General features: G+C 68.3%; 20 protein-coding genes and 1 riboswitch. Of the genes, 11 read left to right on the top strand and 9 right to left on the bottom strand.

Annotated features, from left to right (window positions below; genetic code table 11):
• The first annotated feature begins 34 nt into the window (after positions 1 to 34).
• From ABWO17_RS11735 to ABWO17_RS11725, 3 genes are read left to right on the top strand one after another with little or no spacing between them, the layout of a single operon-like run.
• Positions 35 to 895: a substrate-binding domain-containing protein gene (locus tag ABWO17_RS11735; protein ID WP_353118734.1), complete on the top strand. Its 861-nt coding sequence runs from the start codon at positions 35 to 37 to the stop codon at positions 893 to 895.
• Entirely contained in the window at positions 888 to 1,715 is an 828-nt protein-coding gene (locus tag ABWO17_RS11730) for a 4Fe-4S binding protein (protein WP_502914909.1), read from the top strand. Before ABWO17_RS11735 ends, ABWO17_RS11730 begins: the two co-directional genes overlap by 8 nt.
• The gene (locus ABWO17_RS11725) at positions 1,712 to 2,662 is read left to right on the top strand and encodes a radical SAM protein (protein ID WP_353118730.1); all 951 of its coding nucleotides are present in this window, start codon (positions 1,712 to 1,714) and stop codon (positions 2,660 to 2,662) included. Before ABWO17_RS11730 ends, ABWO17_RS11725 begins: the two co-directional genes overlap by 4 nt.
• A 126-nt stretch (positions 2,663 to 2,788) precedes the next feature.
• Here the strand turns inward: ABWO17_RS11725 and msrA are convergent, their stop codons facing one another.
• Together msrA and ABWO17_RS11715 are read right to left on the bottom strand one after the other, a co-directional pair.
• On the bottom strand, positions 2,789 to 3,469 hold the full coding sequence (gene msrA / locus ABWO17_RS11720) for a peptide-methionine (S)-S-oxide reductase MsrA (RefSeq protein ID WP_353118728.1): 681 nt from the start codon (positions 3,467 to 3,469) through the stop codon (positions 2,789 to 2,791).
• Between the two features lie 182 nt (positions 3,470 to 3,651).
• Entirely contained in the window at positions 3,652 to 4,767 is a 1,116-nt protein-coding gene (locus ABWO17_RS11715) for a phosphotransferase (protein WP_353118726.1), read from the bottom strand.
• A gap of 297 nt (positions 4,768 to 5,064) precedes the next feature.
• On the opposite strand from ABWO17_RS11715, the gene ABWO17_RS11710 reads away from it, so the two are divergent.
• Both ABWO17_RS11710 and ABWO17_RS11705 read left to right on the top strand, forming a co-directional pair.
• Positions 5,065 to 6,804: a DEAD/DEAH box helicase gene (locus ABWO17_RS11710; RefSeq protein ID WP_353118724.1), complete on the top strand. Its 1,740-nt coding sequence runs from the start codon at positions 5,065 to 5,067 to the stop codon at positions 6,802 to 6,804.
• 327 nt (positions 6,805 to 7,131) lie between these two features.
• A complete protein-coding gene (locus tag ABWO17_RS11705) occupies positions 7,132 to 7,623 on the top strand; it encodes a YajQ family cyclic di-GMP-binding protein (protein WP_353118722.1) in 492 nt (163 codons plus the stop codon).
• Positions 7,624 to 7,960: 337 nt separating this feature from the next.
• On the opposite strand, the gene ABWO17_RS11700 is transcribed toward ABWO17_RS11705, so the two are convergent.
• Positions 7,961 to 8,359 carry a hypothetical protein gene (locus tag ABWO17_RS11700; protein ID WP_353118720.1) on the bottom strand — a complete coding sequence of 133 codons (399 nt, stop codon included), beginning with the start codon at positions 8,357 to 8,359 and terminating at the stop codon, positions 7,961 to 7,963.
• 194 nt (positions 8,360 to 8,553) lie between these two features.
• Positions 8,554 to 10,500: a methyl-accepting chemotaxis protein gene (locus ABWO17_RS11695; protein WP_353118718.1), complete on the bottom strand. Its 1,947-nt coding sequence runs from the start codon at positions 10,498 to 10,500 to the stop codon at positions 8,554 to 8,556.
• A 322-nt stretch (positions 10,501 to 10,822) separates the two neighbouring features.
• Here ABWO17_RS11695 and ABWO17_RS11690 point away from each other — a divergent pair, with 322 nt between their 5' ends.
• The 5 genes from ABWO17_RS11690 to ABWO17_RS11670 all read left to right on the top strand — a co-directional run bounded on the left by ABWO17_RS11690 (position 10,823) and on the right by ABWO17_RS11670 (position 17,701).
• Entirely contained in the window at positions 10,823 to 12,724 is a 1,902-nt protein-coding gene (locus ABWO17_RS11690) for an ATP-binding cassette domain-containing protein (protein ID WP_353118716.1), read from the top strand.
• Positions 12,725 to 12,957: 233 nt separating this feature from the next.
• Positions 12,958 to 14,373, top strand: a complete 1,416-nt coding sequence (locus ABWO17_RS11685; protein WP_353118715.1) for a Na+/H+ antiporter NhaC family protein — start codon at positions 12,958 to 12,960, stop codon at positions 14,371 to 14,373.
• Between the two features lie 600 nt (positions 14,374 to 14,973).
• Positions 14,974 to 15,261, top strand: coding sequence for a co-chaperone GroES (gene groES, locus ABWO17_RS11680; RefSeq protein ID WP_167122072.1), 288 nt, complete (start codon positions 14,974 to 14,976; stop codon positions 15,259 to 15,261).
• Positions 15,262 to 15,304: 43 nt separating this feature from the next.
• The gene (gene groL / locus ABWO17_RS11675) at positions 15,305 to 16,951 is read left to right on the top strand and encodes a chaperonin GroEL (RefSeq protein WP_353118713.1); all 1,647 of its coding nucleotides are present in this window, start codon (positions 15,305 to 15,307) and stop codon (positions 16,949 to 16,951) included.
• Positions 16,952 to 17,122: 171 nt separating this feature from the next.
• Positions 17,123 to 17,701 (top strand): HAD family hydrolase, encoded by a 579-nt coding sequence (locus ABWO17_RS11670; protein WP_353118712.1) that lies wholly within the window; start codon positions 17,123 to 17,125, stop codon positions 17,699 to 17,701.
• 331 nt (positions 17,702 to 18,032) lie between these two features.
• Here ABWO17_RS11670 and ABWO17_RS11665 read toward each other — a convergent pair whose 3' ends face one another.
• The gene (locus tag ABWO17_RS11665; protein ID WP_353118710.1) at positions 18,033 to 18,299 is read right to left on the bottom strand and encodes a hypothetical protein; all 267 of its coding nucleotides are present in this window, start codon (positions 18,297 to 18,299) and stop codon (positions 18,033 to 18,035) included.
• 286 nt (positions 18,300 to 18,585) lie between these two features.
• Positions 18,586 to 18,706, bottom strand: a riboswitch (SAM riboswitch).
• A gap of 411 nt (positions 18,707 to 19,117) precedes the next feature.
• Here ABWO17_RS11665 and murJ point away from each other — a divergent pair.
• Entirely contained in the window at positions 19,118 to 20,716 is a 1,599-nt protein-coding gene (gene murJ, locus ABWO17_RS11660; protein WP_353118708.1) for a murein biosynthesis integral membrane protein MurJ, read from the top strand.
• Between the two features lie 194 nt (positions 20,717 to 20,910).
• Here murJ and ABWO17_RS11655 read toward each other — a convergent pair whose 3' ends face one another.
• The 4 genes from ABWO17_RS11655 to ABWO17_RS11640 all read right to left on the bottom strand — a co-directional run bounded on the left by ABWO17_RS11655 (position 20,911) and on the right by ABWO17_RS11640 (position 23,461).
• The gene (locus ABWO17_RS11655) at positions 20,911 to 21,288 is read right to left on the bottom strand and encodes a hypothetical protein (protein ID WP_167121979.1); all 378 of its coding nucleotides are present in this window, start codon (positions 21,286 to 21,288) and stop codon (positions 20,911 to 20,913) included.
• Positions 21,289 to 21,432: 144 nt separating this feature from the next.
• Positions 21,433 to 21,729 carry a hypothetical protein gene (locus tag ABWO17_RS11650; RefSeq protein ID WP_353118707.1) on the bottom strand — a complete coding sequence of 99 codons (297 nt, stop codon included), beginning with the start codon at positions 21,727 to 21,729 and terminating at the stop codon, positions 21,433 to 21,435.
• Positions 21,730 to 21,941: 212 nt separating this feature from the next.
• On the bottom strand, positions 21,942 to 22,505 hold the full coding sequence (locus ABWO17_RS11645) for a hypothetical protein (RefSeq protein WP_353118705.1): 564 nt from the start codon (positions 22,503 to 22,505) through the stop codon (positions 21,942 to 21,944).
• 464 nt (positions 22,506 to 22,969) lie between these two features.
• Entirely contained in the window at positions 22,970 to 23,461 is a 492-nt protein-coding gene (locus ABWO17_RS11640; RefSeq protein WP_353118703.1) for a PilZ domain-containing protein, read from the bottom strand.
• Positions 23,462 to 23,532: the final 71 nt, after the last annotated feature.

Genomic DNA, 23,532 nt, shown 5'->3' with positions numbered 1-23,532 from the left:
TGGGCGCCACTACACAGTACACGCGGAGGTGTTCATGCGTCAGTTGCAGAACGAGGGGCGGCGCGGGTTTCTGCGCGCCTCGCTGACCGGGGTGGCGGGGCTGGCCGCCGCCTCGTTGCCGGGGGCGGCGCAGGCCGCGCCATTCCCCGGCGGCAGGTTGCAGGTATGGTCGTGCGGGGGGCTGGCGGAAGCCATGCAGCCCGCCCATGCGGAGTACGAGCGGCGCAGCGGCGCGGCGGTGGTGTACACCGGGGCGTTTGCGGCGGCGCTGGGCAAGTCCCTGCTGGGCAGCGGCTCGACAGAGGTGTTCGCCGGGCGGGTGCTGGATCTTGCCAAAAAGCTGCGCGCGGAAGGCCGGATGGCCTATTTCAAGCCGCTGTGCTTCACCAGCTACGTCATTGTCACGCCCACGGGCAATCCGGGCAACGTGCGCTCCGTGGACGACATGGCCCGCAAGGGGGTGCGGGTGGCCATGGCGCCAGAGGCCTCGCCCCCCGGCGGCGCGGCGGTGGTCGGGCTGCTCAAGAAGGCTGGCTGCCTGGATGCGGTGATGGCCAACGTGGCCGACCCCGGCACCTGCGTGCAGCGTTCGGTGGAGGCGGTGACCACCGGCAAGGCCGACGCCATGATCGTGGAACTGCGGGTCACCCGCTTGCCCCAGTTCGCGGGCAGGCTGGACATCGTGGAAATTCCCGCCGGGCTGTTTCCGCCGCCGCCGCTCACCTTCACCGTGGGCGTCATGCAGGAAGCGCGCGACCGCGCCCTGGCCGACGACTATGTGGCATGGGTAACGTCTCCCGACGGGCAGGCGCACTTCGAGCGGGCCGGGTTCATCCCTGCCATTTCGCCGCGCGGGCAGGAACTGGTGGAAAAGCTGGGGGTGAAGGATGTCTGATGCGGGCGTGAACACCGCGCCTGCGGCGGGCGGCGCGGCGAACCTGACGGAACTGAAGCCCCGCGCCGTGCGTCAGGGCGCGCGCGCCCGCACCCTGCGCCTGTGGAACCGGGCGGTGCAGGTCGTCATGCTGCTGGTGATCGGCCAGTGGTCGTTCTACGGCATCTTTCGCTGTCCGTTCGTGGTGCCGTACATCAGTTGCCAGAACTGTCCGGTGGTGGCCTGCCACGGGCGGCTGTTCACCATGTTCTGGGGCGTGTGGGCCGGGTGGCTGGCGCTGGCGGCGCTGTTCGGCCGTGCCTTCTGCGGGTGGGCCTGCCCCGGCGGCACGGTGAACCGCCTGCTTGGCCTGTTTGCGCCGTTGCGCCTGAAGCCCGGCGGACTGGCCGCGCGCCTGCTGCCCTTCGGCAAGTACGGCGGACTGGCGCTGGCCCTGTGGGCCTACTTCGTACTGGGGCAGCCGCGCGTCAACGTGCCCATCCGCACCGGGGAATTCCTTGGCGCGGTGGCCCTTACCTTCGAGCACGCCATGCCGCTGTGGCTGGTGCGCACATGGACGGTGGTGGGCATTCTGTCGTTGGGTGTGGCGGTGTCCGCCGCGTGGTGCCGTTTTGCCTGCCCGGCGGGCGGGGTGCTGGAAGTGGTGCGCCGTTTCGCCCCGTTTGCGGTGTACAAGACCGACGCCTGCAACGGTTGCGACAAGTGCCGCAAGGTCTGCTACATGGCCACGCGGCCCGGGGAAACCAACTGTACCAACTGCGGGGACTGTATCGGCTCGTGCCCGCAGGACTGCATCGGCATGGGGCGGCAACCGCGATGAGCGCGGGCGATTCGCGCCACCCGTGCTTTACCGCCGGGGCGCACGCAACGCATGCGCGCATCCACCTGCCGGTGGCGGCGGCCTGCAACATCCGTTGCGGGTACTGCGACCGGCGGCACGACTGCGTCAACGAATCGCGCCCCGGCGTGACCAGCCGCGTGCTGAACCCGGCAGAGGCCGCGCAACTGGTGGACCGGGCCGTGGCGGCCCTGCCGCACCTTTCGGTGGTGGGCATTGCCGGACCGGGGGACCCGCTGGCGGACCCCGGCCCCACGCTGGAAACCCTGGCCCTTGTACGCCGGGCGCATCCGGGCCTGCTGCTGTGCCTGTCCACCAACGGGCTGGCTCTGCCGGAGCATGTGGATGCGCTGGCCGCGCTGGGCGTGGGGCACGTTACCGTGACCCTGAACGCCGTGGACCCGGAACTGGGCGCGCGCCTGTATGCGCATGTGACGGCGGATGATGGCCGCGCGCTGCATGGCGCGGAGGGGGCGGCGCACCTGCTGGCCCGGCAGGAGGAAGGCCTGGCGCGCCTTGCGCGGGCGGGCATTGCCGTGAAGGTGAACACCGTGGTGGTGCCTGGCGTCAACGATGCCCACGTGGAGGCGGTTGCCCGGCGCGCCGCCGCGCTGGGGGCATCGCTGATGAACTGCATCGGACTGATCCCGGTCGCGTCCACGCCGCTGGGCGGGGTGAACGCGCCGGGGCCGCAGATGATGGATGCCGTGCGCGCTGCTGCGGGCCGCCATCTGCCGCAGATGCGCCACTGTGCCCGCTGCCGGGCCGACGCCGCCGGACTGTTGGGCGACGGCGGCACGCTGGGCGGGCTGGGGCTGCTGCCCCCGAATACGGACACGCCGCGCCGGGAGCATGACTTGCCGGGACTGCCGGGTATATCGGATAGGGCAGGCATGCCGGGCTGTACCGGGCGACGGCGGTGCGGTTGAGGGCGGATGAAGCCTTCGGCGGTGCCACCTGCCCTGGTACGGGAAGAGGACAGATAAACGGAAAGGACGCCGTCCCATCATGGGCGGCGTCCTTTCTCGTTTTCGGGAAATGCTCTCACGCGCGGGTCACTTTTCCGCGCCCCAGACCTGTTCCAGCCGCCGGTCGCGTCCGCAGCCGGTCCGGTAGTAGGCATAGCGGATGGGATTCTTGCGGTAGTAGTCCTGATGGTATTCCTCGGCGGGCCAGAAGGTGGATGCGTCTTCTATGCTGGTGGCCACGGGTTTGCCCAACCGCGCCTCGATGGCCTTCTTGCTGGCCTCGGCGGCATGGTGTTGCGCGGCATCGGCCACGAAGATGGCCGAGCGGTACTGGCTGCCCCGGTCGCAGAACTGGCCGCCCGCGTCCAGCGGGTCCACGTTGCGCCAGAAGACATCCAGCAGGGTTTCGTAGGTTACCCTGGCCGGGTCGTAGGTTACCCGCAGGGCCTCGGCATGCCCGGTGAGGCCCGAGGACACCTGCTTGTAGGTGGGCGCATCCACGTTGCCGCCGGTATAGCCGGAGGTGGTTTCCAGCACGCCGTCCAACTGGTCGAAGGGTTTTTCCATGCACCAGAAGCAGCCCCCGGCGAACACGGCGGTAGCCGTCGTGCCGGTTGGCGCCCGTGGTGTGCCGGCCTGCGCGGCGCGGGCCGTTGCGGGCAGCAGCAGGACGGCCACCAGCAGGGCGGAAAGGGGCAAGAGCTGCGCCAGCGCGGCCAGCGTCGACGTTGCGGTCTCGATGAAGGGGGACTGAAGCAGGGTGGACATGGTGCGCACTCCCGTGCCGGAGGCGGCGCGCCGGAAGTGGCGCGTCCGTCCGGGCATCATGGCAGATATAGCACGCCTGCGCCGGGAGTACAGGGGGGCGCGATGTGTTTGCGGGATGGGCGAAGGCGCAAGGAGGGTGCGCTCTGGGGCGGCAGGGTGCCCATGGCGAAAGCGGCGGACGGCTACCCGCCGCACCACATGTCCGCCAACTGCTGGCGGTGGTGCAGCAGGATGTCGCAGTAGTCCAACTCCATTTCCAGCATGTCCCGGTCGCTGCGGCGCAGCCATTCCGACAGCCACCCGAAGCGGGATGCCAGCACCATCAGCGGCAGGTGGCGCAGGGTTTTCGTCGGTATCCCGGCAAGGCTGTACGGGGCCACCCCTTCACGCAAGGTGGCGGTAAGCCCGGCGGCAAAGCCGCGCCCAAGGCCGGAAGGATGCTCGAACCCCACGCAGCCGATGCAGTTGGCGGCGTCGTACAGCATGGGCTGCGCGCCCGCGAATTCCCAGTCGATGACCCCGCGTAGCGCGGACAAAGGATTGGGCCCGCTGGGGGATGGTGGAGTCGCGTCGCCATCCCCGCAGGGTGCCCAGATAAGATTCAGGGGGTGGGTGTCGCCATGGGCCAGCACCACCGGCTGGGCGGCCAGCACGTCGGGCAGGGCTTCCAGCGCGTCGCGCACCGGGTGCAGGCGGCGGGCGGCTTCCGGCATGCGGCGGGCCACGGCCTCGTGCAGCCCGGCGATGAACGCAGGCAGCGGCGGTACCGGCGCGGGGGGCAGCCCGGCGGGCAGGTTGTCCCCGGCCCGGTGCAGGGCCAGCAGCAGGGCGGCCACGGCGGTTCCGCGCCATGCATGGTCCAGGTAGTCCGGGCGGGGCGGTTCCGCGCCGGGCACGAAGGGCGAAAGCTGCCAGTACCCGGCATGGGGTGGGGTGTCCGCCGCCAGCACATGGCGCAGGGCGGAATTCGACGGGGCCTCGGCAATGGGGGTTCCGCCCTGGGCAACGCCATCCGGCGCGCGCTCATGCGCGGCGTCATCCTCCACCGGCAGGTAGGCGGGCACCAGCGGGGCCAGTTCCGGGCCGGACACGGCAGGGTCCGCCAGTTGCGCCAGCAGGTCGCCCATGGCCTCGCGCCGGGGCACCTGCGCCGGGGCCAGCCGTTCCAGCATCCACAGCCGCCCGTCGTCGCCCTGCACCGCCGTGCGGGTCAGGCAGCGTTCCGGACTGCCGGGCAGGGGAAATTCCGTGGCCAGGCGGCGCGGGGTGATGCCGAAACGGTACAGCAGGTCGAGCATGGGGGCTCCGTGGCGGTTGGCGTGGCGGTTGGGTTGGCCGGAAAGACGGAGGCGCAATGTTCCATGCCGGGCGCCCCCCTGTCCAGTTGTCCAGTTGTCCAGTTCTCCGCTGTCCAATTTTTCGGGGGCAGGGGGCAGGCGCGGGACGGGCGGGATGGCACGGCAGGCAGGGGGGCGGGCCGCGCGTCCGGTCGTTTCCCGGCATTGCCACGGTCGCCGGGGCAACGTAGTATCAGCCGCGTTGCGCGTTCCGTGTCCGAACAGCCCGGCCCCCGGCCATTCCGGAGTGTTTCCGCCGTGACCTTCGCCGAACTGCCCCTCGACGCCCGCTTGCTGGCCGGGGTGGAAAGCATGGGCTATCACCTGCCCACCCCCGTGCAGCGCCGGGCCATTCCCGCCGCACTGTCCGGGCGCGACGTGCTGGCCCTGGCCGCCACCGGCACGGGCAAGACAGCCGCCTACGCATTGCCGCTCTTGCAACGCCTGCTGGAAGGACCGCGCGGGGTGCTGCGGGCGCTGGTGGTGGCCCCCACCCGAGAACTGGCCGAGCAGATTCACGATCACATCCGGCGGCTTGGCTCCATGACTCGCCTGCGTTCCGCCACCATCTACGGCGGGGTGGGCATCATGCCGCAGGCCCTGCGGCTGCGCACCGGCGTGGAGATCGTGGTGGCCTGCCCCGGTCGGCTGCTGGACCACCTGCGGCGCGGCAACCTGGACCTTTCCGCCCTTGACGTGCTGGTGCTGGACGAGGGCGATTCGCTGTTCGAACTGGGCTTTCTGGCCGACGTGCGGGCGTTGCTGGCCGCCGTGCCCGCGCGGTGCCAGCGCATGCTGTTTTCCGCCACGCTGCCCCAGGCCGTGCAAGGCCTGGCGGGCGAGGCCCTGCGCGACCCCGTGACCGTCAGCGTGGACGCGCAGGCTCCGGCGGCCACCGTGGACCACGCCCTGTATCCGGTGCCCGCCCATCTCAAGACCCCGCTGCTGAAGGCCATGCTGCGCGCCCGGCTGCTGCCCGGCGTGTCCGGTCTGCCCGTATTGCCCGACCCACCCGATCTCCCCGATTTGCCCGACCTGCCCGATGGAGAGGACACCCCCGAAGGCGGCACCGAGCATGACGGCATAGCCGTTGTACCGCGTGACGGCGTAGCCGTTGTACCGCGTGACGGCGTAGCCGTTGTACCGCATGACGGCGTAGCCGTTGTACCGCATGACGGCTCGCGCGGCGGCCATCCGTCCCTGCACGCCGTCGAGGACGGATCCCTGGCTGGTGCGGTGCTGGTGTTCGTGCGTACCCGGCACGGGGCGCGCCGCCTGTGGCAGCAACTGGCCTCAACCGGGCTGCGCGTGGGGTGCCTGCAAGGCAAGCTTTCGCAACGGCGGCGCCAGGCAACCCTGGACGGGTTTCGCACCGGGCGCTACGCCGTGCTGGTGGCCACCGACGTGGCCGCGCGCGGACTGGACATTTCGCGGGTGACCCACGTGGTGAACTACGACGTGCCCGCCACGGCGGACGCCTACATCCATCGCATCGGCCGCACCGGACGCGCCGCCCGCGCGGGCACGGCCATGACCCTGGTGGCCCCCGGCGACGAGACGGCGGTGCGCCATATCGAGCGCGCCCTGGGCGGCCCGGTGACCCGCTGCCGCTTCGAGGGGTTCGATTACGGCGCGGCGGCACGCAGCCCGGAAGGGGCACGCCCCGCGCTGCCGCCCCGGCAGGCCCGCCTGCCCGGCGGGCGCAAGCCGCAACTGCAACCTGCCGAGGTTCCGGAATCGCCCCGCCAGCCCGCCCGGCCCCGCCCGGCCCGTCATGCCGTGCCCCCGGCGGCCCAAGGTGCCTTGGGTGGCGCGCCGCAACCGCAGGGCCAGCAGGCGGCCAAGCCCGCCCGCTCGCAGGGTACCCCCGGAACTGCCGGGCACGCGGGGCAGGATGCGCGCGGCAAGTCCGGGCGGGACGGAATGGGCCGTGAAGGCGGAGGGCGCGGGTCTTTCGGCTCTTCTGGCGGCGGCTCCGGTCCCCAATCCGCAAACTGACGGCGTATCCCGGTCCGCGCGGAAATGGCAGGAGACCAGGCCATGAACCGCCCAGTCCGCCCAGTCCGCGAGGAGGCGTTCCGCGCGCCAGCTTGAACCACGGCGTTCCCTTTGCTACATCCTGTGTCCACTGCTGGCGCGGCCTGTCCTTTTCCGGCCCGGTCCAGTGCGTCCAGACCGTCCGATCCGATCTGATGCGGACCGATTCGCCCTGATCGGGCCAGATCCGGTCTGGTCCGGCCCGTCTGGCCTGATCCGGCCCGTTGGCCATCCGCAGGACACTTTTCAATCCGCGTGCCGCACGGCACGCTTCATCCGGAGGTACGCATGCCCTCGTTCGACGTGGTCAACAAGGTAGAGATGCAGGAACTCGACAACGCCGTGAACAACGTGAAGAAGGAAGTGGAAACCCGCTACGACTTCCGCAATTCCGTCACCGAAATCGAACTGCATCGCGGCGACAAGCGCATCCATCTGCTGGCGGGCGACGAAATGAAGATGCGCGCCCTGCAAGACATGCTGCAATCCCACTGCATCCGCCGCAAGGTTGACCCCAAGTGTCTGGAGTTCAAGGATATCGAACCGACATCCAAGGGCCAGGTCAAGCGCGATGTGGTGATCCAGGAAGGCATCACCAAGGATGTCGCCCAGAAGATCGTCAAGAAGATCAAGGATTCGAAGCTCAAGGTGCAGGCCGCCATCCAGGACGACCAGGTGCGCGTGACCGGCAAGAAGATCGACGATCTTCAGGAAGTCATCCAGTTGCTGCGGGGGGAGGAGTTGGGCGTGCCCCTTCAGTTCGTCAACATGAAAGCCTAGCGCATGCGGGCCTGTTGCCCGCTGGCTGCGTTGCGGCACACCCCGGCTTCCTCGACGTAGCGCTGCTACGCCGTCGTCGCCGTGGCGCACCGCGCCTTGCCTTCTGGGCCGCCGCCGCGTTTCGCCATCGCAGGCCACGCCCTCGCCCCGCCCGGTGCCCGAGCGGGGGGCGCAGGTTTGAAAGGCGGAAGAGAGTGGGGTGGAGGCGTATGGCGTGCGGCCATCAGCCATGGCAGGTTCTTTCGCATGCAGATCACAAGCAAGCGCCCGGATACTATGCGTATCCGGGCGCTTGCTTGTGTATGCCGTGTGGTGTGCTGCTGTACGTTGTCCCGTCCTACCCGGCACGTCCATCACGCACGGCGGCGGCGAAGGTTTCCAGGTCGTTGGGCTGCCCGGGGGTGTGGTCTTCCGGGTAGAGCAGGGCGGACATGTAGAACACGGAATCGATGCGCAGGGCGTTGGATGCGCTGGAGGCAAAGCGCGAAAGCCGGTCGGCGATGGCGTCTCGCTCGTGCCCTTCGAACTGGGGCAACAGGTCGCGGGCGCGATCGGGCAGCGAGGTCAGCAGTTGCGCCTTGCGGCGCATCAGGTCGCGGTAGGCGTCCTGGTCCTCGTTTCTGTGCAGCGCCTGTTCGGCTTCACGCTCTATGTCGCGTACGGTGGCGGCCATTTCGTCAAGCCAGTGTCCAAGGGCTTCGCGTCCCTTGCGGGCGTCGGGTTCGGTGGCGGGCATGGGTGGCACCTCCTGTTATGGTCTTAGTACCCTTGTGCAGGCCGGGGCGCAAGGGTTGCGCCCCGCGCCCCGCGCCGGGGGCGGGCTGGGATGGAGGCGGACGGGCAGCCGGAGGGCATCGAAAAGGGGCGGGGCGTCGTGCGCCCCGCCCCATGTGTACCTGGCGGTGTGTGCGGGCCGGTGCCCCCGGAACCTCAGCGCCGCAGTTCCAGCCGTACGCCCCTGCCGGGGGTGCTGCCCGACATCTGCGAAGCGTGCGCGTCGCGCCGGTAGGATGCGCTTTTGAAAAAGTCGCACTTGGCACAGTTGCCGATCTTCTTGGCAAAGGTTTCCTGCACCTGTCCGCCGCAGAAGGTGCCGGTAACCCCGGCACAACTGAAGCCGTGGTCGGGCCAGGCGGGACAGATGCCCATTTCCTTTTCCTTGGCGCCGCCCTTTTCGCGCCCGCACTTCTTGAATTCCCAGCAGGGCGCGGCCTTGCCCGCCGCCGCTGCCGCGTCGTCGGCCTCGTCGGTGGCGGAAATGCGCGCAACGGTGCGCGAAAGGTCGCTGGAACGCCCGGCCAGGCTGAAGACGTCCTGCGCGGCGTGGTTCATCATGTCCATGGTGCGCCCGGCAATGCCGGTAATGGCCTCCACAGCGCGGTTGATTTCGGCAGAAGTGGCCGACTGCTGTTCGGCGGCGGTGGCGATGGACTGTACCTGAATGCTGGTGTTGTCGGTAAGGGCAAGGATTTCCGACAGCGCGGTGCCGGAATCCTGGGCGCGGCGGGCGGCCTCGTTGACGGCGGCACGGGCCCCGTCCATCTCGCGGGCGGCGGCGCGCGAACTCTGCTGGATGCCGGTGATCACCTCGCTCACCTCGCGGGTGGCGTTCATGGTCTTTTCGGCCAGCTTGCGCACTTCGTCGGCCACCACGGCAAAGCCGCGCCCGGCATCCCCGGCGCGGGCCGCCTCGATGGCCGCGTTCAGCGCCAGCAGGTTGGTCTGGTCGGCGATGTCGGAAATCACGTTCATCACCTGACCGATGTTGCCCGCCTGCGTGTCCAGTGCGCCCACGCGTTCGGCCAGTTGCCCGATGACCTGTTCCACGCCGTCGATGTGCGCCACCAGTTCGTTCACCTGGCGGGCACCGTCCACGCTGCGGCGGCGGGTTTCGGCGGCCTGGTCGGCGGCGTGGGACGCGTTGCGGGCCACTTCGATGACCGTGGCGTTCATCTGTTCCATGGCGGTGGCGGTTTCTGCCGTGCGCTCCTGCTGGCTGCCCGCCCCCGCGTTGGCTTCCTGGATCAGGGTGGCCAGGTCTTCCGCGGCGCGGGTCACCTCGCTGGCTGCCGACATGGAGTCGGCGGCAAAGCGTTCGATGCGCGACGAGGTGCTGGCCAGGGTACACTGCGCGGCGCGCAGCCGGGTCAGGTCGCGCAGCAGCACGAAGCTGCCGTGCGTGCGGCCCGCCGTGTCGGTGATGGGCCGGGCGGACAGAGTGAGGTGGATCAGGCAGGGCATGCCCGGGGCGGTGCCGTTGTCCGGCACCCCACAGGCCAGGGGGATGGCCAGTTCGCCCGTGGCGGCGCGGCCCTCGCGGATCTGGCGCAGCAGTTCCGCCCCCTTGGCATCGGTGGGGGCGGGGCGCAGGCCCACGGTTTCAAGAGTGGCGGGCAGGGCGGGCGGCGTGGTGCCCGTGTCGAGCAGGGCCAGCAGGGTCGGGGAGGCGCAGGTGACCATGCCCTTGGCGTCCAGCAGGATGTACGGGGCCGCAGTGTCCGCAGAGCGGGAGGCGTCCTGCCCGTCATATCCATCCAGGGCTTCCAGCATGGCCTGGCCTGCGGCGGCATTGCGCAGCGCCTCGTCGCGCAGGGCGGCGATGGCGGTGGCGGCATCGGACAGGGCGGCGGGCGCGTTTGCGGCGGAGCCGCCGAGGCCCTTCAGCGCGGCATCGTGCAGCAGGCGCGCGTCGGCAGCCAGACCGCGCATGCGGCACGCCAGCATTCCGGCAGCGGCAATGCAGGCGACAGCCAGGGCGGCAAGGCCGTGCGACAGGGAAAACGTGCCGGATACAAGCGGCACAAGGGCGGCAACACCGGCCGCGAGAAGGCCGGTGCCTATGGCACAGAACAGTGTTTGTGAAGAAAGGTGGCGCATGGATACCCCAAGGGATTGTGGCGTGTGCGCCATTTCCCATGGCGCTTGATGCGGCGGTAGTGCTGCGTCTATCCCCTGCTGTACATACATGTCAATGTTAGCACGTACTTACGCATGTTTTTGCGGTGTTGTGGTAACACGCCGGTATCGCAGGGTTTTGTGGACTTGTTTTGTCCGGCTTGCCCGGTGGCCTGTTGCGCGCTAAACTGATTGATTGAACGCTATATTCAGTTGTTGGCGGGCTCTTTCCGAACATTTGTTCGGGTAGACGAATTTTTGTCCGTTTTTTTGCAGAAACGTATATTCTTGGTGGGATACTCGCATGGCATTGCTGGGCATACAGGACGTCACGCTCAACCTCGGTACCGGCAAGCTGCTGGACGGGGCCACCCTGCATGTGGAGCAGGGCGAGCGCATCTGCCTTGTGGGGCGCAACGGGGCGGGCAAGTCGACGCTGCTGCGGCTGATGGCCGGTGACCTGCGCCCCGACGCAGGCGAGGTGGTGCGCACGCCGGGGATGCGCTTTGGCAGCATGCCGCAGGAGGTGCCGGTGGATATGACCGGCCCGGTGTTCGGCATCGTGGCCGGGGGGCTAGGGCCCGAAGGCGAGGCGCTGGCCGCGGCGCGGCGCGGGCTGGAATCGGGCGAAGGGTGGGAGCATTACGGCGATGTAGTGTCCGTGTGCAACCACCTGCGGCTGGACCCGGAGCGCGAATTCTCCACCCTGTCGGGCGGGCGCAAGCGCCGGGTGCTGCTGGCCCGCGCACTGGTGGCCTCGCAGGACCTCTTGCTGGACGAACCCACCAACCACATCGACATCGATACCATCGCCTGGCTGGAAGAATATCTGATGCGCCGCGCGCGCACGCTGGTGTTCGTCTCGCACGACCGGGCCTTCGTGCGCCGTCTGGCCACCCGCATCGTGGAGGTGGACCGGGGCCGGCTGCATTCCTATGCCTGCGGGTACGACCAGTACCAGGAGCAGCGCGAGGCCCGGCTGGAGAACGAGGAGCGCCAGTTCGCCCTGTTCGACAAGAAGCTGGCCCAGGAAGAGGTCTGGGTGCGCCAGGGCATCAAGGCCCGGCGCACGCGCAACATGGGCCGGGTGCGCGCCCTGTACGCCCTGCGCGAGGAACGCGCCCGCCGCCGCGAAAAGCAGGGCGGGGTGGCCATGCTGGCGCAGGAGGCGGAACGCTCGGGCAAGCTGGTCATCGAGGCACGCAACGTGTGCTTCGCCCACGAGAACGCCAGGTCGGTGCTGCGCGACTTTTCCGCGCTGATCCAGCGTGGCGACCGGGTGGGGCTGATCGGTCCCAACGGTTCCGGCAAGACCACCCTGCTGCGCCTGCTGCTGGGCCAGCTTGTGCCCCATTCCGGCGAGGTGCGCCACGGCACCCGGCTGGAAATTGCCTATTTCGACCAGTTGCGCACGGCCCTGGACGGCGAGAAGTCGGTCATGGACAACGTGGCCGAGGGCGCGGACACCATAGATGTCAACGGCAACCGCCGCCATGTGGCCGGGTATCTGCGCGACTTCCTGTTCGAGCCGGACCGGCTGCGCCTGCCCGCCAGGGTATTGTCCGGTGGCGAGCGCAACCGCCTGCTGCTGGCCAAGCTGTTCACCCGCCCCTCCAACGTGCTGGTGCTGGACGAACCCACCAACGACCTGGACGTGGAAACGCTGGACCTGCTGGAGGAACTGCTGGCCGAATACCAGGGCACCGTGCTGCTGGTGAGCCACGACCGAGCTTTTCTGGACGACGTGGTGACCAGCACCCTGGCCTTTGACGACGACGGCAACGTGCGCGAGTACGTGGGCGGCTACACCGACTGGCTGCGCCAGCGCCCGAAGCCGGTTGCCGATGGTGCCGGGGGGGATGCCACCCCGCGCAGGACCGGAGAGGGCGACGGCAGCGGGGCGGACGGTAACGGCTCCGGTCCCGGAACTGCCCAGATCCGCAAGCTGACCTTCAAGGAGCAGCGCGAACTGGCCGGGCTGCGCGATGAACTGGCGGCCCTGCCCGGCAACCTGGACGCGCTGGAGCGCGAACAGGCCACGCTGGAAGCCCGCCTTGCCGAGCCGGACTTCTTCACTGCCGACCCGGAAGGTTTCAACGCTGCCGCCGCGCGCGTTGCCGCGCTGGAAGGCGAGCAGACCGCCCTGCTGGAACGCTGGGAAGTGGTGGAGGCGCGCATCGCGGAGCTTGCCCAATTCCGTGAATGACCGCGAAGAACCGTGAATAGTCGCAACTAACCGGCGCCGCATGATATTCCGGGGACGCCCGCGCCAGTTCGTCTGGACACGCGGCGTCCCCGTTCCTATCTGCACGGTTCGCCATCGCGCGCCATGCACGCGGTGGGCTTTCGCCGACCATCCCGATCCCCCCCATACACACTCACATTTCAATGCGTTACGCGCAGGCCCGGCAGCCGTCGGGCTTCATGAAGGATATCGCCATGTCCCCGACGTCACACGTTGCCACGCCCCCGCACCAGCCTGTTCCCAATTCCCTGGCCCTGCTGCCGCTGGGCCTGTTCCTGGCGCTTTTCATCGGTGCCGGGCTGGCCCTTGGCGCCGCCGGAACGGAAATGGCCTTCTACCAGTTGTCGCCCACGGTGGCCATTCTGCCCGCCATCGCCCTTGCCCTCGTCCTGCGCGAGAAGGACCTGGCCACGGCGGCCCGGCCCGGCGGGCTGACCCGGCGGGTCAACGTCTTCCTGTCCGGCGCGGGCGAGATCAACATCATCACCATGTGCGTCATCTACCTGCTGGCGGGGGGCTTTGCCTCGGTGGCGTCGGCCATCGGCGGGGTGGAATCCACGGTGAACCTGGGGCTGTCGCTGGTGCCGCAACGGCTGGTGCTGCCGGGATTGTTCGTCATTTCGGCCTTCGTGGCCACGGCCATGGGCACTTCCATGGGCACCATCGCCGCCGTGGGGCCCATCGCGGCGGGCGTGGCCGCCCAGACCGGCACGGATGCCGCGCTGCTCATGGGTGCGGTGGTGGGTGGGGCCATGTTCGGCGACAACCTGTCCATGATCTCCGACACCACCATAGCGGCCACGCGCACCCAGGGCTGCGACATGCGCGACAAGTTCCGCATGAACTTCGCCATCGCGCTGCCCGCCGCGCTGCTGGCCGTGGCGGTGTTCTGGCTGGCGGGCGACGCGGGCCGGGCCGCCGCGCCGGGCGGTTACCGCGTGGTCACGGTGCTGCCCTACGTGGCCATTCTGGTCATGGCGCTTTCGGGCATGAACGTGTTCGCCGTGCTGTTCGCGGGCATCGTCCTGGCGGGCGGCGTGGGCATGGCCGTTGTGGACGGCTACACCCCGCTGCGATTCGCCCAGGACATCTACAAGGGCTTTACCGGCATGCACGAGATTCTCGTGCTGTCCATGCTCATGGGCGGCCTTGGCGAACTCATCCGCTATCAGGGCGGGGTGGCCTGGCTGCTGGCCGCCGTGCGCCGGTTCACCGACCGGCCGGGCCGCCAGAACGGGGCCGCTACCCGCACGGCTGAGGCGGGCATTTCCGGCCTGGTGGCCGTGGCCGACCTGTGCACTGCCAACAACACCGTGGCCATCATCCTTACCGGGGGCATGGCGCGTGAAATCGCCGCCACCTCCGGCGTGGACCCGCGCCGCAGCGCCAGCCTGCTGGACATCTTTTCGTGCGTGGTGCAGGGGGTGGCCCCGCATGCGGCGCAGGTGCTGCTGGCCGGGTCCATCGCGGGCATCTCGCCCGTGGCGGTGCTGTCGGCCAACTACTACTGCCTGCTGCTGGGCGTGGCCGGGGGGCTGGCCATTCTCACCGGGCTGCCGCGCGCCCCGCGCACGGCAGCGTCTGAAGGCGCGCAGGCCCGGTCGGTCTGATGTGCCGTGCCCGAATGGCACGCCTCCACGGCTGTGCCCGACTTGTCTGGCCTGACGTGGTCCGGGCCGGGCGTCCCGACCTTGCCGACCTTACCGATTGGCCCGATTGGCCCGATTGCCCCGATCTGGCCGGTCTGCCCGATTTGGCCGCCTTGTCGCGCCCGGTCTGCGCAAGGGCGAACGTCGTGCGGAAGGGTGCGAGTTCGTGAGGTTTTTCGGAAGGCATGCCGGGAGTGCGGCGTGTTGAATTTGCATGACGCCCCAGGAAAATGCAAAAAAATGCACACAACCCCCTTTTCAACCCGTAAACCCGCCTTATACTCCAACGCGGTTGCACCGCACCGCCACCGTGTGAACGGGAGCGGGCGGCCAGCCGCACCCGGCGGCCGGACCGAGCCCCTGTCGGACTCCGGCATCTGCCGAACAGCCACGATACACCGGGCGAGACGAATTTCGCCCCCCGCCATGCGGCGGGAGGGCGCGCGTGTGACACGGTCATGACGCGCGGCGAGATGACCGCCCTTGTCGTTGGCACTCGCACCCCGTGAGTGCCAAAGACGGGACAAACAGCGATCACCTAAAGTTGGAGGACTAGTTGTCATGAATCTGAAGCCTTTGAATGACCGCGTGCTGGTGAAGCGCCTCGAAACCGAAGAAAAGACCGCCGGCGGCCTGTTCATTCCCGACACCGCCAAGGAAAAGCCCTCGCGCGGCGAAGTCGTCGCCGCCGGTCCCGGCAAGGTCGCGGAAGACGGCAAGCTCATCGCCATGACCGTCAAGAAGGGCGACACGGTGCTGTTCAGCAAGTATGCGGGCACCGAGATCAAGCTTGACGGCGTCGAGCACCTCGTCATGCGTGAAGACGACATTCTCGCCATCATCGAATAACGCCCCGCGAACTTAGCACTTACTCCCGAGGAGGATGAATACAATGGCTTCCAAGGAAATCCTGTTCGACGTCAAGGCCCGTGAAAAGCTTTCCCGCGGCGTGGACAAACTCGCCAACGCCGTCAAGGTGACCCTCGGCCCCAAGGGCCGCAACGTGGTCATCGAGAAGTCTTTCGGTTCGCCCGTCATCACCAAGGACGGCGTGACCGTGGCCAAGGAGATCGAACTCGAAGACAGGTTCGAGAACATGGGCGCCCAGATGGTCAAGGAAGTTGCTTCCAAGACCAGCGACATCGCCGGTGACGGCACCACCACCGCCACCATCCTTGCCCAGGCCATCTACCGCGAAGGCGTGAAGCTGGTGGCCGCTGGCCGCAGCCCCATGGCCATCAAGCGCGGCATCGACAAGGCCGTGGAAAAGCTGGTCAAGGAACTTGGCACCCTGGCCAAGCCCACCCGCGACCAGAAGGAAATCGCCCAGATCGGCACCATTTCCGCCAACTCCGACACCACCATCGGCAACATCATTGCCGAGGCCATGGCCAAGGTGGGCAAGGAAGGCGTCATCACCGTCGAGGAAGCCAAGGGTCTGGAAACCACCCTTGAAGTGGTCGAAGGCATGCAGTTCGACCGCGGCTACCTGTCGCCCTACTTCGTGACCGATCCCGAAAAGATGGTCGTCGAACTCGACGAGCCCTTCATTCTCTGCAACGAGAAGAAGATCTCCAGCATGAAGGACATGCTGCCCGTTCTCGAACAGGTGGCCAAGATGAACCGTCCGCTGGTGATCATCGCCGAAGACGTGGAAGGCGAAGCCCTGGCCACCCTGGTGGTCAACAAGCTGCGCGGCACCCTTCAGGTTGTTGCCGTCAAGGCCCCCGGCTTCGGCGACCGCCGCAAGGCCATGCTGCAGGACATCGCCGTCCTGACCGGCGGCACCGTGGTGTCCGAAGACATGGGCGTGAAGCTCGAGAACATCTCGGTGGCCGACCTTGGCACCGCCAAGCGCGTTGTGGTTGACAAGGAAAACACCACCATCGTGGACGGCGCTGGCAAGTCCGACGACATCAAGGCGCGCGTGAAGCAGATCCGCGCCCAGATCGACGAAACCACCTCCGACTACGACCGCGAAAAGCTTCAGGAACGCCTGGCCAAGCTGGTGGGCGGCGTGGCCGTGATCAACGTGGGCGCCGCGACCGAAACCGAAATGAAGGAAAAGAAGGACCGCGTCGAGGACGCCCTGAACGCCACCCGCGCTGCGGTGGAAGAAGGCATCGTCCCCGGTGGCGGCACCGCCTACATCCGCGTCTGCAAGGTGCTGGACGACGTGAAGCCCGCCGACGACGATGAAGCCGCCGGCGTGAACATCATCCGTCGCGCCATCGAAGAACCGCTGCGCCAGATCTCCACCAACGCCGGCTACGAAGGTTCCATCGTGGTCGAGAAGGTGCGCGAAGGCAAGGACGGCTTCGGCTTCAACGCCGCGTCCGGCGACTTCGAAGACCTGATCAAGGCTGGCGTCATCGACCCCAAGAAGGTCACCCGCATCGCCCTGCAGAACGCGGCCTCCGTTGCCTCGTTGCTGCTGACCACCGAATGCGCCATTGCCGAAAAGCCCGAAGCCAAGAAGGACATGCCCATGCCCGGCGGCGGCATGGGCGGCATGGGCGGCATGGGCGGCATGTACTAGGCCGAAAGGCTGGTACGGCCAACCCGGCCACCACATAGCTGCGACCATGGGCCGGAACCTTCGGGTTCCGGCCCTTTTCGTTTGTGCGCTGGGTGGGGCGCGGAAAGAATGCGGGCCATTCCGACTTGACGCGGACCCGGAGCGCGGGCACCACGGGGCAGGAGCGTGAACATGCCGACGACGAACCACAACGACATATCCGCTGCACCGGACGCCCCGACCGCCACGTCTGTCCCCGACAAGGCGCTGCTGCTGGACTGGGGCGGCACGCTGATGCGCGTCATGCCCCGCTGGATGGGGCCGCAACACGGATGGACCGACGAGGAACCCATGCCCCACGCGGGCGAGGTGCTGTGCGCCCTGGCTGCGGGCTGGCGGCTGGCTCTGGCCTCCAACGCCTCGGAATCGGACGAGGGCCCCATCCGGGCGGCCCTTGCCCCCATGGGCGTGGGGCCGCTGCTGGCCGGGGTGTACACGTGGCGTTCGGCGGGGGCGCCCAAGCCCTGGCCGCCGTTCTGGGCGTATGCACTGCGCGACCTGGGCCTGCCCGCCAACAGGGCGGTGATGATCGGCGACGACTGGACCGGCGACGTGTGGGGCGCCACGCAAGCCGGAATGTCCGGCATCTGGTTCGATCCGCCGCGCCCGGGTGGTCAGACCCGGGAAGCGCGCACCACGCCCCGGGTGCGCACCATGCGCGATTTTCGCGAGTTGCCCGGCCTGCTGGCCGAACTGGGATTCGAAGGCTGAATCGGGCGGATTGTCCCTCAGGCAGCGGACACCCTGCGTTGCCGCCCGCAGCGCGTCAGCACACGTCCTGGCCGCATACAGGCACACGTCCTGGCACGCTTCCTGGCACGCTTCCTGCCGCCAACGAAAGCGCCCCCGCCGGTTTCCCGACGGGGGCGTTGTGTCTGTCGTCATGCGTGCCGGGTCATGGGGGCCGCCGACGTGTGCGGGCAGGCACGCGGAGCGGGGGGAGTGGCCCGGAAAGGCGAGGCGTTGTAGGCCGGGTCAGGTACCGGAGCGGGCACCGTTTGGGCAGGGCGCGCTGCCGGACGCGCCCGCCGAAGGTGCCCGGCTACACCAGGTAGCCGCAGGAATGGATGATGTTCTTGCGCAGGGTGCGCCCCTTCCAGACCGCCTCGGGGCCTTCGCTGCGGATTTCCTCGCTCACGATGTCGCGCAGTTCGCGCATCTGTGCGTCGGTGAGTTGCAGGCGAGTCATGTCACCCATGAGTTCCAGCGGGTCGGACCAACTGGTGGGCATGGGTTCGTCCTCGTTGTGGTAGAGGTAGTAGATTACACACTCGCCAACGGGCTGCAACTTCTCCAGAAAATCCTTCATCGTGTCTCCCTTTTTTCGCGAAGCCGTCCGGGCTTCGCGTGGTCAATCCGCCGGGGGCTGGGCCGGCGGACCACCGTGCGCCCTTGGGCTGTCCGCCGTCCCGCCGGATGTTCCGGCTGGGTGTGTGGCGGCCCCCGTGGCGCAACGGCCTGTTAGCTGCATTTTTTTTCTGTGGGTGCGCAATTGGCCTGAAATCCACCCACATGCACCGCACGGCTCCAGCGTCCGGACGATGCCCCCAAAACAAAAAGGCCCCTCGCGTGGAGAGGCCGACGCCGCAAGCCCGCGATCATGATCCCGTGCGCTACACGGTCGGTGTTGGCACCTTGTCCCGACCGACGGCGTCACGTCGGGGCAGGTTGCCGGGCGGTCACAGGGCCGGACCCTCGCGCCTCTCTCCATGAATGGGGCATATCTAGCGGTTGAGTGCACAGTTGTCAATCTATGAACAGGAAATCAGGAAATACTTGTATAGTAATTTTTCTGGATGGATGCAGTGTGTAAAAAGTGGTTTCGTATAGTACCACTGCTGAAAAAAATGTGCCCGCGCGGCTGAAAGTTCCTGAAATGGAGCGGTGGCCGTCGGATTCATGGGCGGATGCGCCGGATCTGGGAAGGCGCCGGATATGGGGGATGCGCCGGACATGGGGGGATGCGCCCGCAGGGCCAATGGGGGAAAGGGCCGGACGCGGAGCGTGCGCCAGGTGCGTGCACGGCGGCGGACGCAGTCCTGCCCGCCCCATCGTATGGTCAAGCGGGACGGTATGGGGTAGTGGTTCCTGCGTACCACGTTCGCGCACAGGAGAGTCCGCCGCCGCATGAAGCTGTTTACCCGCACCCACCAGATGGGCGCCGCCGCCCTGCTCATGGCGGCCAGCGTCTTCGTGTCGCGGTTCATGGGGCTCCTGCGCGACAAGGTCATCTCCTACCTGTTCGGCGCCACGGCAGAGGCGGACATCTACTTCGCCGCCTTCGTGGTGCCCGACTTCATCAACTACCTGCTGGCGGGCGGGTACTTCTCCATCACCCTCATTCCCCTGCTGTCGGAACGCTTCGAGCGCGATCCGGAGGACGGCTGGCGTTTTTTCGCCGCCGCGTTCTGGTGGATAACCCTGGCCATCTGCCTGCTGACCGGCGTGGCGTGGTGGTTCGCGCCGGAACTGGCCCGCGTGGCCGCGCCGGGCTTTGACGCACCGTCCACGGCGCGTCTGGTGCGTTTCCTGCGCATCATCCTGCCCGCGCAGGCGTTCTTTCTGCCGGGGGCGTGCGTCACCGCGCTTCTGTACATGCGCCGCCAGTTCGCGGTGCCCGCCATGGGGCCGCTGGTGTACAACGGCTGCATCATCGGCGGCGGCGTGCTGTCGTGGGCGCTGGCCCCGGCACGCGGCATGGAGGGCTTTTGCTGGGGCGTGCTGGCGGGCGCCGGGCTGGGCAGCTTTGCCCTGCCGGTGCTGGCCGCCGCGCGCGGCGGCGGGGTGCGGCTGCGCCCGGTGCTGCGCCACCCCGGCGTGCGCCGTTTCGCCCTGCTGGCCCTGCCGCTGATGATCGGCCAGTCGGTGGTGGTGCTGGACGAACAGTTCGTGCGCATCTTCGGTTCCATGACCGGCGAGGGCGCGGTGAGCCTGCTCAACTATGCCCGGCGCATCATGCTGGTGCCGGTGGGGGTGGTGGCCCAGGCCGCCGGAGTGGCTTCGTATCCGTTTCTGGCGGCGCTGGCCGCCAAAGGGGAGAGCGATGCCTTCGACGCCACCCTGTCCACGGCCCTGCGCAATGCCCTGGCGGTGATCATCCCCCTTTCCATGTGGATGCTGCTGGCGGCGGAACCCACCATGCGCCTGATCTTTCAGGGCGGCGGGTTCGCCGCCGCAGAAACCCTGGCCGCCGCGCCCCTGCTGCGGGTGATGCTGTGCGGCGTGGCCTTCTGGGCCGTGCAGCAGGTGGTGGGCCGGGCCTTCTATGCCCATCAGGACACGGTGACCCCGGCGGTGGTGGGCACCCTTGCCACCCTGGCTGCGCTGCCGCTGTATGTGCTGGCGGGCCACGCGGGCACGCGCGGCACTCTGGGCGTGGCCGTGGCGGGTACGGCGGCGGTGGCCGTGTATACCGTGGCGCTGGCCCTGGTCTGGCGCAGGCGCCATGGCGGGGGCGGCCTTTCCGGCCTCATCGGGTGCGGCGCGAAATCGGCGGCGCTGTGCGCCGCCGCCGCGCTGCCTGCCTGGCCCGCGCTGGCGTACGCGCCGCTGCTGGTACCGGCCAGCCCGGCGGGCCAGTTGTGGGGGGCGTTCCTGGCGCTGGCCGCCAGTGGTCCGGTGTTTGCCGGGACGTACCTGCTGCTGGCGCGCCGTTTCGCCCCGGATATGGCGGAGCCGGTGCTGTCGCGGCTGCGCCCGCTGCTGGCACGTCTGCGCCGTCCGTAGGCGAGTGCGGCGAGAGCCGCCGGGCGGCGGCTTTTGGGCTCCGGCTTCCATTGCCCGCCTTCCTGCTCGCCGTGGCCTTTTTCCGCTCCCCTTTCCCGCTTGCCCCCGCCGCGCCACATGAAAAGCCCCCCGCCGCGTCAACCGCGCCGAGGGGCTTCGGGCCGCACCGATAGGACAGGGCCGGGCAGGGCCGGCTACTGTTCGAGGCCGCCTTCGCCCTCGTACATCATGCCGCCTTCCTCTTCCATCTCCAGGGTTTCCACCTTTTCCTCCAGCCATTCCAGAACGGCGCGGGCGGTGTGGTAGTTCAGCACCACCTTGGAGCGGATGTGGCGGGTGATCACCTTCAGGTTTTCGTCGTAGGGGGCCACCTCGTGGCCGAAGCTGCCGTCGGGCGCCACAAGGCGCTCGGAGAATGGCGGCATCTTGTCGGTTTCTATGTAGAAACTCATTTCGATTTCGCCCTGCGGGTTGATGCCGCCCCACACGCCGTGGGCGTATTCCAGCCGCACGCCGGAATCGTGCTCGTATTCGTAGCGGATTCGGGTCGGGTATTTCGGGTCCTGACTCATGGACGCTCCTTGGGAAAGTATGGGACCGGCGGAATGCCTGGGCGGTTACGCCAGTGGCGGGTATGCCGGGGGTGGACATGCCGGGCGGGGCCGTTTCCGGCGCTCGGCGGGCTGGCGGCAACGGGGACCCCGCAGGTCAGCCGATCAGCCGATCAGCGAAACCAGCGAGCCTGCAAGGCGTTCGGGCACCACCAGCGGACTCTGGCGGCGGGTGTCGCCCCTGGGGGGGCTGTAGCCCGCGCGTTGCAGGCGCTGGCGTTCAACGGCCGCATCCGCCTCCATGTCTTTGACGACGGTTTGGGTCTTGTCCAGCAGGGTGGGGGACGTCGGGGTCAGGTAGGGTGGGTCGCGCCACGGGTCGAGCGGTTCGGACATGGCTCTGAGCAATCCGGGACTCATGCGGCGCAGGCCGGGAAGCTGCGTGGCGAAATCCGTGGACATGTCCGCCTCCGGGCCGTTCATCCTGTCCGGTTCCTTGGGCGCGCATTCTAGGGTAGACGCCGGGTGAAGTAAAGGCACGCCGGGCGCCACGGAAAGGGCCATGGCGCGTCGCTGCGCCATGGCCCGTGTGTTCCGTGTCCCGGCCCGTACCTGGCCCGTACCCGGCCTGGTGCCCGGGGGGCGGGGCGGGCCGAACCCGCTGGCGGACGATGCTAATTCTTGTCCGGCTCGTACCCCGGCAGCACGATGGACGACGGTGCACCCGCCGCGCCCGAACCCTTGGGACAGTCCTTGAGCAGGGTGCAGATTTCGCAGCCGCCCTTGAACGGGAAGTGGGTGACCACGGCGTAGCGGCGCGAAAGGGTGGGGCCGTCACCGCTGTAGGGCAGGCCTTCGGCAACCAGTGCGGCGCGCAGTTTGTCGGTGGGTTTGGGGGCCGGGGCGCAGCCCACGTCCTCCACCTCGGGGAGCAGCATGTGGACCGCGCTCATGACCATGGTCTGGGCCAGCGAATTGATGATGAACGCGTCGGAGGGGGATGACTCCCACGCGGCGTCCACCTCTTCTTCCACGTCGGCGTCCAGCCACACCACAAGGTACTGGATCTTGCCGGTATCGATGCGCAGGGCGTGCAGTTTGTCCATCCAGGCTTCCCAGCGCAGCATCAGGCGGTCCATCACTTCGCCGCCGATGCGCGTCTCCTGGCTGGTGTTCATCAGCAACTCCACGTCGAAGTAGGGCTGCACGTCAAGTTTTTCCGAAGTATGTTCCGCCATGTCCCTGTCTCCTGGGGGTTGTGCTCGTGTGGGGGCGGGGTGCGCCGGGGTGCATCCGCGCGCACGGGGCGAGCCGTTGCCCGCACCTGCATGGCGGGCCTGTCCGGCACTGACTGAGTTGTCCGGCGCTGACCGGCGTTGTCCGGTGTTGTCCGGCGTTGCCCGCATTTCCGTGGACGAGACTTTGCGCGAAAGGCGCGTGGCGCGTCAAGGTACAAGGGGGTACGGCGAGGGGACAAGTACTGCGGAGCGTACAGGCGGGTGCGCCGCCGTGGCGGGGGGCTGGCAGGAGGGCGGAGGCGTCGTGTGCTGTCGGAAGGCGGTGCGCGGCGGGTCATGCCCGCGTGGCGGGCAGCTGCGCAGCATGTGGGCATGGCTGGTGTCGGGCACCGGGCAACGGCATGCCCTTCGCGCGGCCGAAGGTGCCTTCGGCCGCCGCGCTGCGGCGGGGCGGGGAGGGACGGCTACTGGACGAAGTAGCGCTCCATGAGGGCATGGCTGGTAACATCGCCGCCGATGAACGACGCACCTATGCGCGTGGCGCCCTTGCCGCGTTCGTTGCGGGTGCTGCGACAGCGCATGCGTACGGGCGGATTGTTGTCGTCGAGGCGAAAGATCACCTCGAACTCGCCGTCGGCCAGGCGCATGTCCAGCTCGGAATTGGGGGGCATCCGAAAGCCCACGCCGTTCAGCGAGATGTCGTGCAGTTCCACGGGCTGGTAACGTCCGTAATGGCCGTCCGGCTCGGTGACGTACACCACCCCCGGCAGGCGGATGGGGTGGCGCTCGAAGGAGCGCCGGTCCGCGTCGTCCCGCGATTTGGCATCGCGGCGCAGCAGGTAGCGTTCCAACAGGCCTTCCACGAGGGCCGTCGTGGTAATGCCCATTTCTTCCGCGGCGGTGTCGATGCGCTTCAGCAGGTCGGGGTGAACACGAAGTTCGCGGAATCTTCTCATGGCGGCTCTCCCAGGTTGTCCACAAAAGGCAGACAATGACGCTTGACGCCAAGATATGAAAAGTTCGTGCC

Origin of the sequence: Nitratidesulfovibrio sp., from assembly GCF_040373385.1 — a bacterium.
Taxonomy (GTDB): domain Bacteria; phylum Desulfobacterota; class Desulfovibrionia; order Desulfovibrionales; family Desulfovibrionaceae; genus Cupidesulfovibrio.
Note: the sequence above shows the minus strand (reverse complement) of the source record. Positions and strands in the feature narration are given on the sequence as shown.